Here is a 15,331-nt window from a genome sequence, read left to right as displayed (position 1 = left end):
ACAGAGGTACACAAGAGTGAAAAAGGTAAGTAACTGGAAAAGTGCGATCGCCTTTATTACATTGACGTTCTTATCTTTGCTTGGAGTTAAGACTGCCTCGGCGGCTACAGTAACGGCAGATACAACACAACCCGAAACCCAAAGCTCAACACCATTTCTCAATCCTAGTGAAACCTTACTGGCTCAGAGTTGCCCCCCTGGAGTCCGTAAATCACCTTATGCTAGGGTGACAACTCAACAGGGTGCTTCCCTCAATATCCGCTCTAGCCCTAATGGCAGAATCATCGGCGCGGTACCGAATGGTTGGGCTGTTGTCCCAGGTAGGAAAGACCCAACTGGCAGATGGACTTATCTTGACTATGGCACCTACTATCGTTACCCCTCTTTCATTTCCGCTCCAACGCTCCGAAGCGGTTGGGTTTCAACAGCTTTCTTAAGACAGCTTGGGTCGTTTTGTGAAAAGCCAGTGTCGATGATGCGTAGCAATCTCAAGGCGTTATCTGGAACCAAGCAGGTTCTGGTGAATGAGGATTGGGTGCAAATGGGCGAGAGGATAGCTAGCAGGATTCCTAAGAAATAAGCGATCGCATTTTTCATTTCAGGATGAAGCTTTTTGTCCCCTAAATACCCCAATTCTGGGGGACTTTGAGTTACAAATCAGAGCAAGCGCAATGGATGAAACGCTCAACCGTCTGAAGCGGGTGTTAGAAGCAGCAGCGACAACACTAGGCAACCGCGATCGCTTTCTTGAAGCAGGTTTGATTCATAGTGAGGATTGCCTTCAACTTTCACCCGACTGGCAGCAGGCATTTTTGAACCTCCGCCCAATTGATAAAGAAACGGTTCGTGAGAGTCCGGGTTTGTTTCTCGCAGACGTTGACGATATTGTTTATCGCGGTGCTACGAGTGGCAGTCGGGGGCAATCTTTTATTTATTTTGCGGGTACAAAGTGGAACGAGCTGAGGATTAGCTCACGTCATCGAGCGCTTGAATGGTGGGGCATTGATGATAATACTCCAATTATTAATGTTGCCAGTCGGATGCAGCCTGTACGAGCAATTGATGTTGCGATCGCAGGTGAACCAAACGAAGATTTTATTCATACACTGAACAGCCTAATAACAGAGCGTCCGGTTGTAATTCGTGGTTATCCTAGTCGATTGTGTGAAGTTGCGACACGGTTTAACAGTAAGAGTACACCATCCGTCATTGCTGTCATTTGTACCGGAGAATGCCTCTTTGAATATCAGCAAGCCTTGCTGGAAAAAGTTTTTCAGGCTCCAGTTATTAACGAGTACGGGTGTCAGGAGACAGGGATTTTCGGGCTGACTTGTCCAGAAGCCGGACACCTACATCTCGATGGGGAGCGCTGTCTGTATGAAGTCATCGATGGGCAACTAGTTACAACCGACCTTTTCAACCTCGTGATGCCAGTTGTACGCTACAAATGCGGCGACCTTGTAGAGTTAAACACAGAACCCTGTTCCTGTGGTCGTCCTGGTTTTACAGCCAAGGTTTTGGGACGCATTGAGGATAATGTTCGCACAATTGAGGGTTTAAAGCGTCCAGGTGAAATTTCCATGCCAGCCCTTGAGGGCATTCTGAATTACCAGATAGTGCGTCGGGAAGGGACACAGATTGATGTTTGGATACAGCCAGAAGACTCTGTGGATTTCACACCTCAATCCTTAGAACCTCTGGTTAATTGGATGGACGCTACGTTTGGAGAAGTCCGGGCTGAAATCTTTTTGGATGATGCTCAGGAGATGAATACTGCGCCTGAGCCTCTTTGTAAGGATGCCTTCTGGATTCGCTGCATTACCAAGGAATCATGGGCGAAATGGTTGAATGAGCCACGATTACCAAAAGGTGCTGCTTTTAAGGCGGCTCAATTACTGAAGAAACTGGTCGAGCCAGGAGTGATTGTTGGTTCTGGGTTACCGCCTACAACCCAGGCAATGGTAACTGACATTCTCGATAGTCCACCTTGTAAAGAGCCACAGGTAGAACGGATGACAGCGCGGGTATTGCTGTTTGCTTGTAACTTCCTGGCTGATGAGCCAGAGGTGGTATCAATTTATCATCGTGCTGCCGAGAGATTGAAGCGTGCTGTGGCACAAATTGGTCAGTATGATGGTACTGCAATTGTTGACTTACTCGTTCCCACACTTTTTCTAGAGACGCACGTTGCAACAGCAATCTGGGCTGAGTGCCCTTTATCAAGACATTTACAATGTCTTGATACCTTTAACGTCCATAATCTGCTGTATGCGTTTGAGCCAGCGCTACGACGGGCAAATGCATCTGGCTCAAAAACTATCGTGCGATCGCTAAAACCGATCCTATCTATATTGATTGGCGATTTAAACTTCTTTGCACCACGCTTTGGGACTTGGCTTCTTGCTCATTGGGGTGAGTTGATTCATGGACAAGCGATCGCATCATCCCCCATACCAGAAGCACCCAAGGATGATGATTTTTTGGCAGCTTGGCTAACATGGCGGCAAGACATGATTAGCGGTGGACAGCATCACGATTTAAGATTATCCGCATTGGCTGACGCGGCGCGATCGCATGAAGAACAGGCACGAGTTTACCTGGAGAAAGGCTACGACAAGTTAGTTAGGGGGGAAGAACTTCACCCGCATCAGTGGCTCGATATTCTGGGAGCGAATGCAGGGATATTAAGTCAGGGACTACCGAGTGATGAGGTCGATCCAATTCCGTGGGCACCAATTATGCGATCGCTAGTTAAGCCGTTACAGATGCGCCAAGAGTACGAATTAGCTTATCAATGCTTGGTTGCCTCAGCAATACCATCGTCTCGTACCTCTGCATTTGAACGTTTAGCATTGAAGGTTAACGACAAGCAATCAGTGATTTACGACCTTGTTGCTTCAGGAATTATCTGAATCTACGTTACTAGTGCAGTTGCAAAAAATAGTCGAGTTGAATGTGCGATCGCTTATCAGGTAGAACTGTCACTGTGCATCGGCAGCGGTAAACTGATAGAACTCAGTTTTTCTCCAGATGAACGCTCAGATTCCACTCCTTAATTTATTTGAATACGAAACAACAGCCACTGAACACCTCACTCAGATGGCGCTTGACTACTATGCTGGTGGTGCTTGGGATGAAGTCACCCTACGGGATAATCGGGAAGCTTACGATCGCATCAAGCTTCGTCCCAGGATGTTGATGGATGTCCTCAATCGCTCAACTCGCACAACGGTTCTGGGGCAAACCTTATCGATGCCTATTCTCATTGCCCCAATGGCGTTTCAGTGTTTAGCTCATCCAAATGGAGAAGTTGCGACAGCCAGAGCTGCTAGTGGTTTGGGAACCAGTATGGTAGTGAGTACACTGGCAACAAAAAGTTTAGAAGACGTTGCTGATGGTGCGAACCAGTGGCGGCGAGAAAATCAGGAAGTAATTGAGCAACAAGAGGAGTTAGCATCCAATAACTTCTGGTTTCAACTCTATGTACATCGCGATCGCGGATTAACTCAAGCTTTGGTAGAACGTGCCCAAGCTGCTGGTTATCAAGCAATTTGTCTAACCGTCGATTCTCCAGTTATAGGACATCGAGAGAAAGATAAGCGTAATCAGTTTACGCTACCAACAGGAATGTCCTTAGCAAATCTAACAACCCTCAAAGACTTAAAAATTCCTGAACGTTTTGGGGAATCTGGCTTATTTGCCTACTTTACTGAACAAATTAATCCTGCGCTGACTTGGGCTGATTTAGATTGGTTGTGTTCTCTATCGCCCTTGCCTGTAGTTGTCAAAGGGATTTTGCGAGGAGATGATGCTCTAAAAGCTGTGGAACATGGAGCGAATGCTGTGATTGTATCTAATCATGGGGGGAGACAACTTGATGGTGCGATCGCATCAATTGAGGCTTTAAGTGAAGTTGTTGCTGCTGTCTCTGAGCAAGCTGAAGTCCTAGTCGATGGTGGCATTCGTCGGGGTACGGATGTTCTTAAGGCTTTAGCCTTGGGCGCAAAAGCCGTTTTATTAGGTCGTCCTGTGTTGTGGGGACTTGCTGTTGGGGGAGAAGCCGGAGTACGCCATGTTCTTCAACTGCTACGCGATGAACTAGACATTGCTATGGCATTGAGTGGCTGTGCGTGTGTTGATGATATTGATTCGAGTTTGGTATTGCCTCCAAAGTTTGGTTGGTAGCTGAAATTGGGCAGAGGAGGCAAAGGACTCTTTGTCATAGTCACCCAAGGGTTTAGCAGCAGCCCCAGCGACCGTGCTAACGAAGTCAATCTGTCTCAAGGCTGATTGAATTTAATAGCTCTAAATCGGGTTTAGAACTGCGGGATTAACAGAAGGGCAGTAGCGCTAGAGATTTTCTTCTAATATATTAAGAAATATTAATAATCCCAAAAACCTATCCATAGGAACATGTCTGACAAAGTTTTAGGTAAACCGCGCCCTCTATGGCAAGTCATTCTCTTCTCAGGTGCCAGCTTGATGCTTTATTACGGTTGGTACAAGTGGATAATCCAAGAGGAATTACGTCGTTACAATGGCTATGGTTGGTCAGGTACGCTATGCTTACTTCCTTTTATCTTAGGTGTAGTGGTTCCCCAAGCTTTATGGATATTTGACCCGGATGTTCCCGGATGGTTTGGTTGGTTTTCTTTGCTAGGTGTTGCTTGGATTTATATTGTTCAATTCAGGTTGTATAAAACGGTGAATGAACTTTATCGCCAAGAAGGTTTGAAAGCACCGCTTGTTGTTTGGTGGATTTTTGTACCAGGACTAAATTTAATTGTTGGATTTAGACAAATTCATTTTTTGAGTGAATATTGGGCAATGAAACAAAAGATTACGGTTAAAGACCCACTCGCCCAGAGTATTCCTTTCCTCTCAGCAAATGCTTGATATAGCAATCAGCAGTCAGCTTTCAGCGGTCAGCTTTCAGTCAATTAGGCTCTAGCGAAGGAACGCAAGCTCCCGTTAAGGTCCTAACCTAAGTGGCTACTGCTATATAGCTCCAAAGCCCTCAGCTATCAGTGGTTCAGATTCCCGTCTTCTTTGAGAAGACGGGAATCTCGCCTTCAGTTTGCCGTTTACTTATCACCATGTTTTTGAGATTTCAGCGATCGCAAAATTGCAGTTGTACGATTGGCAATTTCTGGACGTGTCAAAATCCCTTGTGAAGGGCTGAATAAAAGCGCAAGTAAAAATAAACTGAAGGTTACTAATACGATCGCTGGGCCAGAGGGGATATTCAAGTAGTAGCTGCTGTAAACCCCGCTGATACTAGCAATAATTCCTAAAATTGCTCCCACTATCATGACTTGGTGTAGTTCTTTCACCAAGAGATATGCTGTAATCCCAGGCCCAACGAGTAGGGAAATAACTAGCACAACACCTACAGTTTGCATACTCACAACAATCGTGAGCGTGATGCCCGCCATTAAACCGTAGTGAAGGGCATTAATCGGATACCCAAGCGCTCTAGCACCCAGTTTATCAAAGGTAAAAAATAGTAATTCTTTATAGAAGAGTTTAACCAAAAGTAAAATAATTACAGTAATGATAGCTGTGCGTTGAACATCATTGATTGTCACGCCCAAGATATCACCAAATAGAAAACTATCTAGGTCTAGTTTACTTTTTAATAAGGTAATCAGAACAATACCTAAAGAAAAGAAGCTAGAGAAGGTTAGCGCCATTGCTGCATCAACTTTGACGCGGGATTGAGAGCGAATCCAGGCAATGACAAATGTACTCAAGACACCGGAGATAAAAGCTCCGAGTAAGATATTAACGCCCCAGAAAAACGCGATCGCAAGTCCCGGTAAAACCGCATGGGCTATCACATCTCCCAGTAAAGCCATGCGCTGAACAATCAGATAGGTACCCACCACCGGGCAAAGAATTCCCGTGAGAATACCAACTGCGATCGCATTTCGGATGAACTCGTAGCCCAGCGGTTCTATTAACCAATTCAACATATCAATTGTAGATTTTGGTTTTTATGCCTGTTTTAGCTTCAAATAATCACCAAGCCTTAACAAACATACATTGTCTCTGCTGACTCATTCAAAAGTTGTGACTGTAAACCAGCACCATAAGCCTGTTGAATATTGTCTAATGTCATCACCTCTTGAGGAGAACCATTAGCAACTAAATATTGGTTTAACAACAGCAAGCGATCATAGTGAGACAATTCCTTCCCCCACTCATGAGAACTAACTAATAAAGTTTTCCCCTCTGCCTTTAGTTCAGCAAATATCTGAAAAATAATCGCTTCAGTCTTTTTATCAATACCTGCAAGGGGTTCATCAAATAAGAATAAAGAGGCTTGCTGTGCTAGCGCTCGTGCCAAAAAAACCCGTTGCTGCTGTCCACCTGAAAGTTCGCCAATCTGACGATGCCGCAGTTCCCACATTCCTACCCGTTGAAGTGCGGTGGCAACAATTTCTTTAGATTGATGAGTGGGGGAACGAAACCATCCGGTGTGTTTGCTACGCGCCATCATCACCACACTCCAAACGGTTGTCGGATAATCCCAGTCAATTTGCGATCGCTGTGGCACATAAGCACAGCAACGAAGCTGTTGTTTGAGTACCTGTCCGCAAAACTTCACGACACCACTTGCTGTAGGCACTAATCCCAACATCGCTTTAATCATTGTGCTTTTACCAGCACCATTGGGACCAATCACACCAACTAACTGTCCTGGTTGTAAGTAGAAGCTGACATTCCCTAAAGCGCGAACCCCCCGGTAGTTGACAGCTAAGTCTTGAACTTCTAACATTAACGAGCAATATGAGAATAATTATCGTTCTATTATATTGGCTCAAAGACTGGTCATGTTAAAAAGCATCGTCATGAAAACTCGCAGCTTAGGAAGCACAGCTTTCTTGCTACTGGCACTAGGGATAACAAGCTGTAGTGTCCGTCAGCAGACAACTAATTCAGCGTCTGACACAACAGCGACATCACCGTCCTCAGCAAATAGCGAAAAGCCAAAAGTTGTCGCAACTAGTAGTGTCCTTTGCGACATTACCCAAGAAATTGCCCAAGACACGATTGATCTTACCTGTTTGATTCCGGCAGGGACAGACCCCCATGTGTATGAACCAAAGCCAAGCGATCGCAAAGCGATCGAACAAGCACAACTCATTCTCTACAATGGCTATGGTTTTGAACCGGGGTTGATCAAGATTATCGAGTCAAGCAAAAATTCTGCCTCCAAAGTCGCCGTCAGTGAAATTGCTGTTCCTGAACCCCTTGCTGGTGAAGAGCATGATCATGAGGTTGAGGAAAAAGCAGAAGCAGGTCAAGCTCATGAACATGAAGGTGAGGAAAAAGCAGAAGCAGGTCACGCTCATGGTGAAACTGACCCCCATGTTTGGAATAATGCCAAAAATGGTATCCGCATCGCTGAGACAATTAGCGACAACCTGGAAAAGTTATCCCCTAATAATGCCGCCCGATACACCAGCAACACCGAAAAAATGACCCGTGAACTAGCACAGCTAGATAGCTGGATTAAATCGCAAATCAGTACAATTCCAGTAAATCAACGCACGTTAGTCACAACCCATGATGCAATGGGCTATTATTCTGCCGCTTATGGTATTCCCGTTGAAGGTGCTTTACAGGGTATTAGCACAGATGAAAGAGCAACAGCAGGACGGTTGAAAGAACTGGTGGGAGAGATTAAAAGTACGAACGTACCCACAATTTTTGCTGAAACTACAGTTAATCCGAAGCTGATTGAGTCGGTAGCTAAAGAAGCAAATGTTAAGGTTTCAGAGCGAAAATTGTATGCCGATGGAATTGGAGAAAAGGGTTCAGAGGGTGATACTTACGAGAAGATGCTGATTGCCAATACCCAAACCATTGTGGAAGGATTGGGAGGAAAGTTCACACCATTTCAGGCAAAATAGATGGGACAGAATAATTAAGCAGAAGCGATCGCATCTTTTAGTTCCTGCCAGCGCTGGTTCCACAGTTGTTGCATTGCTTGCATCACCTCTGGTAAGTCAGCAAATTCCTGGCTTTGCTGTCGAATTTCCGGGGCTAAGCGCTCTAGTCCAGTAAAATCTCGGCAACAGTACAACACTTGTTGCCAAGCCGAGTACCACTCGCTTCCGGCTTGTTGATGGGCGCGAATGGGAAGAGTGCGTTCTTCTTCTTCCCGCAAGTGTTGAGCTTGTTGCGCCCAAGCGTCCCTCCAAGGTTGCACGGCTTGAGGCTTGTCATGCTCATCGTACCAATCTCGTTCACTGCGTAAGATTTCGCCTAATTGGTCGAGGCTGGGGCGGGATGTGCAGCGTTTGATAACAGCAATTCCCTGTTCAATCCAGAGAGGCAAGCTGCGATAACTGATGAATTTGGCACGGGATTCAACGAGTTTCACCCAGATTTGGTGCTGCCAGCACTCTATGCGATCGATTTGGTTGAGGGAAACTTTGAGGAAGGTTGCAACTTGCTGCCGCACTTGGTCGATGGGTAATTGTCCGGGGTCGATGAACCCGGCGGTGATTAAGTTCTGGGACATGAAGGTAGATTGCTCCTGTTTTGGGTTGAGGTGTAGAAACCCAAAATATTAGCCACCCCGCTTTATTCGCATAGAAAGTCGGGGTGGCTAGAGGAGTGTTACCATTTCTTCTAGCCTCCAGACTGCTTACTCAGTTGGGGGGTTAGCCGCTCTTAGCTGGTGTCAACAGCTTTTGAGTGGCGCTAAGATTTTTAGGTTTTTATTTTGATTATGATTACCTTAGCAGATTGAGTGATTTCTGCAATAGGGTCAAGTTTTATTGACAAATCTTTAGGAGGGAATTGCTATCATGCGATCGCTTTTTTGGATAGGTTGGCAGAAAGGGAGCGTATCTCCCCCTCACCCTATTCACAATCCCAAGCAATAGCGAGTTACCGTCTCAATCTGTGACATAGCTTGTTCAGAAAGCCTACCTGCGGATTGTTCTGGAAAACGTCTTGGATCGAGAGAGCGAATTTGAAAACATAAGAAAACTGTTTCAATTGGCAAACCACTTTCTGCCGGAGAAACCCGCACGTTGGTTGGATAATCGCGTTGAATATTTTCCCCTTTAGTTCCCACAACAACTATTACTACTAAAGGCAGGCGGTTAATTTCATCAATTGAAAGAACAAGGACAGGACGTTGACCTGCTTGTTCTCTACCCTGGACTGGATTGAGGTTGACAAAGTAAATTTCACCCCGCTGAATGTTCACAATTAAGTCAAGCCATCCATTTCAGTAATTGCAAATTCCTGCTCAATTGCCTTGAGTTCCTCCTGAATAGCTGGATCGTTTGCCATTAGAGACAGTTCCTGTTCAAAAGTCTGGGGTTGAGTGCTGAGATTGTCATTGGAGCGAGTAAGTCGCAAGTTATGAATAATTCGCTCAACTAACCACAATTGCTCTTCATAAGATAAGAGGCTGATGAATTGTTCAATCTGACTCAAGCTTGGAGAGGTCATGGCGCAAGATTCTACTGTTCAGTAGGGTCTAAGGTCTAGCCTATCACTGTTCAAAGGAGAGGCGATCGCACTTTGCACACGGCTAGAAATGCGATCGCACAATCTTAAAATATTCCCAATGCTATCCATATCTCTCTGGCTCTAAGTTGCAATGGGGAGTTCATCTCCAGCCGTTCCACAGTAGCCCGACCAATAGGTGTTCTGCCTTCTAGTAGGAAAGGTTCTTCTGTTGGGGCGGCAAAATGCTCCTTCCAGATATCTATGCGAGGATTAAACAAGCGTACTTGCTGCTGACTAACTGGGTCAAAACCATCTACACGATCCAATTTGCGAAGATTGCAAACACGGCAGGCAAGCGCCCAGTTTTGTTCCACATCTAAGCCGTTTTTAGAAAGAGGAATAATGTGATCCACCTCGAAAGCAATGTTAGATATAACTTCTGGTGCGTGGCAGTATTCACACTGATATCTTGCCCGTTTTGCAACGAAGGGATGATTAGGGTTCACGATATTGAAACAAAATCAGTGGGGCTACTTTTCCTCCCGTTGAGTTTGCTTGAGAATTCTAGCAGAACGCTCGATCGTAGCCTTCAACTCAGCCTCTACCAACTCTTCCAATTCTTGCTGAACTTGAGGAGCAAGTGCCTCTCCAATAGCAACAGCCTCATGCAACCGCTCCATCAGTTCCCGTAACCGTGCTTGTTGCTGTGCTGGAAACAAGTCATCGGGAAGAAATCGCTGCACAATCACCACTGTACAGCCGCTCTGTTCACCTCCCCGTGCTGTCAATTCCTGCTCAATCCTATCGAGTGCTTGACCTGGTGTTGCACCTGTAGCTTCTTGCTCACCACAAATAGCTCGATATATTGTTTGCTCTGTTCTGTCTTCTGAAACAATTTCAATGGTTGTCATACTGGCTCAGGATAGGAGAGGTCATGACAAAAAATTCTACTAGTTCAGTAGGATATAAGGTCTAGCCTATCACTGCTCAAGGACAGGCGATCGCACTTTGCACACTGGTAGAAATGCGATCGCATTTTTGGATAGCTTGGCAGAATGCGATCGCACAAAGCTTGAGCGTTGCACCAGGTGCTAGTCTTCCATTTTGAGTTCAGGTTTGAGCTAAGTCAGCTATCAGAGTTAGCCTTGCTAGGTTATGTGAGTTAGATATGCAATAGCTGAGACAGTATTTGTTTTATCCTTGGAGTAACCTGAGCCGGATTCTTAATCAGGTCAATCGCTTGCAACAGTTCCGACGAGGCTAGCTGTGTTGCTCTCGCATCTGTTGATTCCCCACGTAGTGCTGCTGCCAATTTATCAGCAGTTCGCCCACTCCCATCAAGGGTAATCACGGGACGGTCTGCTTGGACGCTATTCGAGACATCTCGAAAGGTTATTTCTCCACCGTTAATGACTACGGTGACGGAGGGAAATCCTTGAGACACTAAACCCGCGATGCGGGCTATCCATGGTGATTCATCACCCCAATTTGAACCAGGAACAAGAACAAAGTGCGTGTGATTTGGCTCTAGATCTGCGGCATCTGAGCATAGAGGCGGATTACCAGGAAGATTGACTGTACCAATCGCTGCGACACCAATTAAGGGAAACGTTGCCTCAACTGCGCTACGGGCTTGACCCATAAAGCGCATGACTCCTGAATCCGTACCACCATCCACAACCGTCACGTTAAGTTCTTGTGCAATGGGAGCGATCGCATCTATAAACATCTGTTGTAAGTAGGTCTTGTCTGCCTCACTAATCCCACTTGCTCCACCGACTAATACTAAAGTTGGGTGTGGCTCATGGAAACCAATTTGAGGCAGTGCTGTTGATAAATCCTCAAACGTATTAACTTGAATTAGCTCGACTGTGCGGTCGTTTTTAAATGTATGTTTCCAGGTTTTTTCCATGTAATGAAACCAATGATATTAGATTATTCTTTGGCAAAGTGAATTTTTTGTGAATTTTTTACTTCTGAGGAAAAAGTAAAAGGGTAAAGGGGTTGTCTTCCCCTTTCACCTTTGTCCTAACTTGGAGCAAGAAGTCTATTGACCACAAGTTTAACCGAGAACCTTTTGCAATATAGTAGGCTCCATCACCGGGTTTTTAGTCTTCCAAAAATCAAATTTTGTCGTATCCAGATGCTCGACGATTCCGCCTAGTTGACGTACCTGCTGCACCATATCACCTGTACCACCAGGAGCATCACCGCCTTTGCCGTCCCATAATACAATTAATCGCACTCGATCTATTCCGTACATTAATGTTGAGTAAAGAGTCCAGCGGTTGTTGCGCTCATAGGGATTGTCTTGTGGTGGCACCTCGCCAACTCGGTCACGCTGGAAGTGGACTGTTACATTAGGATGATTTTGAATCTTATAGAAACGCTCTACCCAATGCTCATTAGCAAAGCTGACTGACTCTTTAATAAACTCCGCCTGATAAAAGGGAAGATAAACTTCTACTTTCATTTGGCGCTTCAAGCAAGCTTCAATGTAGAGAATATCTCCTCCACAAGCTGCCCCACCTGCGATCGCTAAAGAATCTGAACACGCATTCAACTTATCTAGTACCTGCTCAATTTTCTCACGCGCCTCGTCTTCCATCGCGGCTGGAAAACGTGGCTTGAGACGCTTGGGATGGTCGATCATGTGACCAGAGAAGAGAAACACTTGTTGTGGGCGGCTATCAGTCTGCCACGCGACTGCCGTGTGTTCCAATCGGCGAAGCTCTGCCTCAAGGACGATTATGCCAGCTTTCACATACTCGGAGCGGAACCCCAGCAAATCCAAGAGTTGCAGTTGAGAGAGTGTAGACTTTAAGGCAAATTTGTTTTTCCCGGCTAGGATAAGTGCTTTTTTGTAAGCTCTCGTCACAAATTTTGGTTCTTCGGCAATGATCACCGCCAAATCGCCCAAGGAGAGAAGTACCCAAAAATCATTGGTATCGTGGTGGGCTTCGGTTTCCAGCTTAAACTGCACAGCGCCTGTCAGAGAAGGTAACTGTTGCCTGATTGCTTCCACATCCGGGTCAGTGTCCGTGTCAACCTGCTGCGCTAGATAATCCAGAACTGCCGATAACATCAGGGCATTAATCCCCGAATAGTAGTGATTCTGATCTAATCGATAGCCTTTGAGGTAAATTTGAATTGATTTTTTTAGCAAGTGGACAGCCTCGTAAGCGACTTTTAAGCGCTCTTGTTCTAGAGGAAGGCTTGCCCATTCATCCCGCCACATTTCCTTGTAAATGCGAGCTAGATAAGATATTGTCTCGATATTGTCGGGTTCATCCTGAAGTAACCACTCCAATTTCACGATCGCTTCATCCGTTTGCTTCAGTCGGCTCAGGTGAAAGGCTTCCTCACGCCGGAACTCCAAGTTTTCGGGATTGAGCTTGAGACCTTGGCGATACTCTTTTAAAGCAAGGGCATGATTTCCCAGGTTTTTCAAGGCTCGACCCGCATCGGCAATTGCTTCTTCTTTAATTAAAGGATTGCTAACCTCTTCAGTTAACAGCAACACATCACCAATCCGCTTTTGTCGCTGGGCAATAGCCAGCCGTTCCTGCAACTCTTTGTGTTCCTGCCAGTAACCAGTCGCTAGGGGAGTTCGCAGTGATTTGCGATCGGGTTCACCTAGACCATCTAGTAAATTGAAAATGGGGCTGTGAACTCGGTTATAGTCTGATTCCCAAGTTGCCTGAGCCATCTTAACAAGCACCTCCTTATCCTTCTCCAGATAGTTAAGGTCTGGACGACCATTCTCGTCGCAGTGATAAGGAAGGGCACGAACGTTGAAGATATCAAAAGGCATATAAGCCCGACCCGACTGAATATGAATCAACCCTCTCTTGCGGAGAGCGTGACGAACACCTAACTCGTAAAACACGTTGGCATTATCAATACTTAAGTCTGCAATAACCAAATCCGCAAGCAAAAGCTCTTGGAACATATCCGTTAAAATATCACCACTCACCGCTTCCTCATCAGCCCGAAATGGCTCAAAGCCAGCTTCTATCAGCGCCGGCTTAATTAAATCTTGGTAAATACTATTGAAATCAATCCAACGACCATCAGCCCCTTGTTTTCGACCAAAAGGCATGACCACAAAGGCATGAGGTAATCCTTTTTTGATGGGGATGGGTTGCTCCTGTTTGGGTTTTAGAGCAATATCGGTGACAACGACTTCCTGGGGTGAGACTTCGGCTTCTATCAAGAGAGTTGCCACTTCGCTGTGCTTTTCAGGTAACAGCGCTTGCTCAATGGCAGTGGGAGGGGGAGCATTGACAACCTGGGTAAGCAAATCATTCGTTTCAGTCTGCAAGTGAGCAACCGCCCGACGCAGTTGGGTAATGTGCTGGTTATGCTGGCTCCAAAGTACTTGTTCAGTAGCGATTACTAATTTGAAAAACTCGTTGCCAGTTCGTTCTTCTTGACTCAAGCTTTGCCAGTGGTCTCGAATCAGGTTGAGTTCAAGAATCAGTTGGTGGAGAGTGTTAATCCTAGAGTCAAGACGACACACTTCTAACCAAACCGTTAAAGCAGTTCCGAGTGAGGTTGTAAAGGCAACCCAGATACTGAAGTTGCTCCCAATTGCTGGGAGAAAAGCACTTACCCCTGCTAACGTGAAGATGCCAGTTTGTAAGCGAGTTTTGCTGGTGTGGAGTCTCGCTAGTTCCTGGGAGTAGACTTGAATCTGCGCGTCTAACCGATAGTGTAGGTAGTCGTCAGCCAGCAAATCACTAAAGCCTGGGTCACTGTGGGGAGTCTCACTGGAATAATCTGAAGGAAGGTTTCCGGTGTAAGACGGTTTGAGTACCCAATTACCGCCAAGGGTTTCAAGTACTTCTCGCTGAATCATTGTGACACGTTCTGAGAGCCACTGATGACGAGTTGATTGTGTTTGCAGGAGTGTCCGGTACAGGTAAATCTCTTTTTTAATTTCTTCTGCACCTGTTCTTAGAACAAGCCAGTATTGTCCCTGTTGCAGTTTGTTAGCAAAGACCAAAATTACAGAGCTAACAATCGGAACTAAAATCAGGCTGAGCCTTAGGGCTTCATCTACAGGTGGTGCCAAAAAGTGATTGTCACTACAAGATGTGATGACGGCAACTAATGTGGCAAGTACAGTGAGAACAATTACCGAACCTCGCAAGTTTAGGTATTGTTTAAGCGCTGCCGAGGCATTTGTTTCAAACTGCGCGTAACGCTGCCAAGCGGTTTCTAAGGCTAAAGAATGAGTGCTATCAACGTCGTTTTGGTTCATGTTATATTCCCTGGGTAATTTCTGTTCCGATTGCGATTTGTTTAAACTCCAGTTCCCGCCATACTGAAATCTTCATTGAGACGTTGATTTATAAGCAATCTATTCTCCCACTCCGCCCAGATGTCCCACTGTTGTTGGCAGAGGGCTTCATAAAGCTTCGTGACAAACTCCTTGTCCTTTTGGGAGTAAGAGATAAAGATGTCGATCATGCACCTATCTTAGGAAGGAGTTTTTCTTTATGTCTAGGTTAATCTCTCTAAATTGTTAGCGCAAACTTTGCGATCGCGATTCTTCAACTTTCGGTTTCTATTTAAGGTCGTTGCTTGTCCAAATTTATTTAGGTGTCGTGGTGGATGTTTGCATCCGCCACACCATAACAGATATAGCGGATGCAACCAGCCTATAAGTCTAACGGACAAGATTTGCGATCGCTCTTGCCAACTTCTCTAGTTCCACGGGGTTAGGAACGTGCATCTGAAACCCGACTGTAACTGCCTGCTGTTGATTAACGTCTCCTGCATAGGCAGTGAGCGCGATCGCTGAAATTTGTCCTTCTGACGCTGGCAACCTTACTTAGCGCATCAACAT

General features: G+C 45.7%; 16 protein-coding genes. 5 read left to right on the top strand and 11 right to left on the bottom strand.

What is annotated here, in order from left to right:
• The first annotated feature begins 16 nt into the window (after positions 1-16).
• From H6F98_RS04365 to H6F98_RS04350, 4 genes are all read left to right on the top strand, one after another.
• Positions 17-580 (top strand): hypothetical protein, encoded by a 564-nt coding sequence (locus H6F98_RS04365; RefSeq protein ID WP_192217466.1) that lies wholly within the window; start codon positions 17-19, stop codon positions 578-580.
• A gap of 91 nt (positions 581-671) precedes the next feature.
• Positions 672-2,912 (top strand): hypothetical protein, encoded by a 2,241-nt coding sequence (locus H6F98_RS04360; protein ID WP_192217465.1) that lies wholly within the window; start codon positions 672-674, stop codon positions 2,910-2,912.
• Positions 2,913-3,030: 118 nt separating this feature from the next.
• A complete protein-coding gene (locus H6F98_RS04355; RefSeq protein WP_192217464.1) occupies positions 3,031-4,185 on the top strand; it encodes an alpha-hydroxy acid oxidase in 1,155 nt (384 codons plus the stop codon).
• A 228-nt stretch (positions 4,186-4,413) separates the two neighbouring features.
• Entirely contained in the window at positions 4,414-4,896 is a 483-nt protein-coding gene (locus H6F98_RS04350) for a hypothetical protein (RefSeq protein WP_192217463.1), read from the top strand.
• Positions 4,897-5,084: 188 nt separating this feature from the next.
• On the opposite strand, the gene H6F98_RS04345 is transcribed toward H6F98_RS04350, so the two are convergent.
• Positions 5,085-5,975 carry a metal ABC transporter permease gene (locus tag H6F98_RS04345; RefSeq protein WP_192217462.1) on the bottom strand — a complete coding sequence of 297 codons (891 nt, stop codon included), beginning with the start codon at positions 5,973-5,975 and terminating at the stop codon, positions 5,085-5,087.
• 56 nt (positions 5,976-6,031) lie between these two features.
• On the bottom strand, positions 6,032-6,781 hold the full coding sequence (locus H6F98_RS04340; RefSeq protein ID WP_192217461.1) for a metal ABC transporter ATP-binding protein: 750 nt from the start codon (positions 6,779-6,781) through the stop codon (positions 6,032-6,034).
• A 73-nt stretch (positions 6,782-6,854) separates the two neighbouring features.
• Between H6F98_RS04340 and H6F98_RS04335 the strand changes: the two genes are divergently transcribed.
• On the top strand, positions 6,855-7,919 hold the full coding sequence (locus H6F98_RS04335; RefSeq protein WP_242058351.1) for a metal ABC transporter solute-binding protein, Zn/Mn family: 1,065 nt from the start codon (positions 6,855-6,857) through the stop codon (positions 7,917-7,919).
• Between the two features lie 14 nt (positions 7,920-7,933).
• On the opposite strand, the gene H6F98_RS04330 is transcribed toward H6F98_RS04335, so the two are convergent.
• From H6F98_RS04330 to H6F98_RS04290, 9 genes are all read right to left on the bottom strand, one after another.
• Positions 7,934-8,533 (bottom strand): hypothetical protein, encoded by a 600-nt coding sequence (locus H6F98_RS04330; protein ID WP_192217459.1) that lies wholly within the window; start codon positions 8,531-8,533, stop codon positions 7,934-7,936.
• Between the two features lie 348 nt (positions 8,534-8,881).
• Positions 8,882-9,229 carry a type II toxin-antitoxin system PemK/MazF family toxin gene (locus H6F98_RS04325; RefSeq protein ID WP_192217458.1) on the bottom strand — a complete coding sequence of 116 codons (348 nt, stop codon included), beginning with the start codon at positions 9,227-9,229 and terminating at the stop codon, positions 8,882-8,884.
• 2 nt (positions 9,230-9,231) lie between these two features.
• Positions 9,232-9,477, bottom strand: coding sequence for a hypothetical protein (locus H6F98_RS04320; RefSeq protein ID WP_192217457.1), 246 nt, complete (start codon positions 9,475-9,477; stop codon positions 9,232-9,234).
• Between the two features lie 104 nt (positions 9,478-9,581).
• Positions 9,582-9,983, bottom strand: coding sequence for an HNH endonuclease (locus tag H6F98_RS04315; protein ID WP_199348292.1), 402 nt, complete (start codon positions 9,981-9,983; stop codon positions 9,582-9,584).
• Between the two features lie 24 nt (positions 9,984-10,007).
• Positions 10,008-10,388: a hypothetical protein gene (locus tag H6F98_RS32680; protein ID WP_199348291.1), complete on the bottom strand. Its 381-nt coding sequence runs from the start codon at positions 10,386-10,388 to the stop codon at positions 10,008-10,010.
• 251 nt (positions 10,389-10,639) lie between these two features.
• Positions 10,640-11,389: a hypothetical protein gene (locus H6F98_RS04305; RefSeq protein ID WP_192217456.1), complete on the bottom strand. Its 750-nt coding sequence runs from the start codon at positions 11,387-11,389 to the stop codon at positions 10,640-10,642.
• 150 nt (positions 11,390-11,539) lie between these two features.
• Complete coding sequence (locus H6F98_RS04300; RefSeq protein ID WP_192217455.1) at positions 11,540-14,743, bottom strand: tetratricopeptide repeat-containing protein; 3,204 nt, start codon at positions 14,741-14,743, stop codon at positions 11,540-11,542.
• Positions 14,744-14,784: 41 nt separating this feature from the next.
• Complete coding sequence (locus tag H6F98_RS04295; protein ID WP_192217454.1) at positions 14,785-14,952, bottom strand: TIR domain-containing protein; 168 nt, start codon at positions 14,950-14,952, stop codon at positions 14,785-14,787.
• Between the two features lie 199 nt (positions 14,953-15,151).
• Positions 15,152-15,310 carry a hypothetical protein gene (locus H6F98_RS04290; RefSeq protein WP_192217453.1) on the bottom strand — a complete coding sequence of 53 codons (159 nt, stop codon included), beginning with the start codon at positions 15,308-15,310 and terminating at the stop codon, positions 15,152-15,154.
• Positions 15,311-15,331: the final 21 nt, after the last annotated feature.

This window comes from Microcoleus sp. FACHB-SPT15, assembly GCF_014849525.1.
Taxonomy (GTDB): Bacteria; Cyanobacteriota; Cyanobacteriia; order Cyanobacteriales; family Coleofasciculaceae; genus Symplocastrum; species Symplocastrum torsivum.
This window is presented reverse-complemented; position numbering and strand designations above follow the sequence as displayed.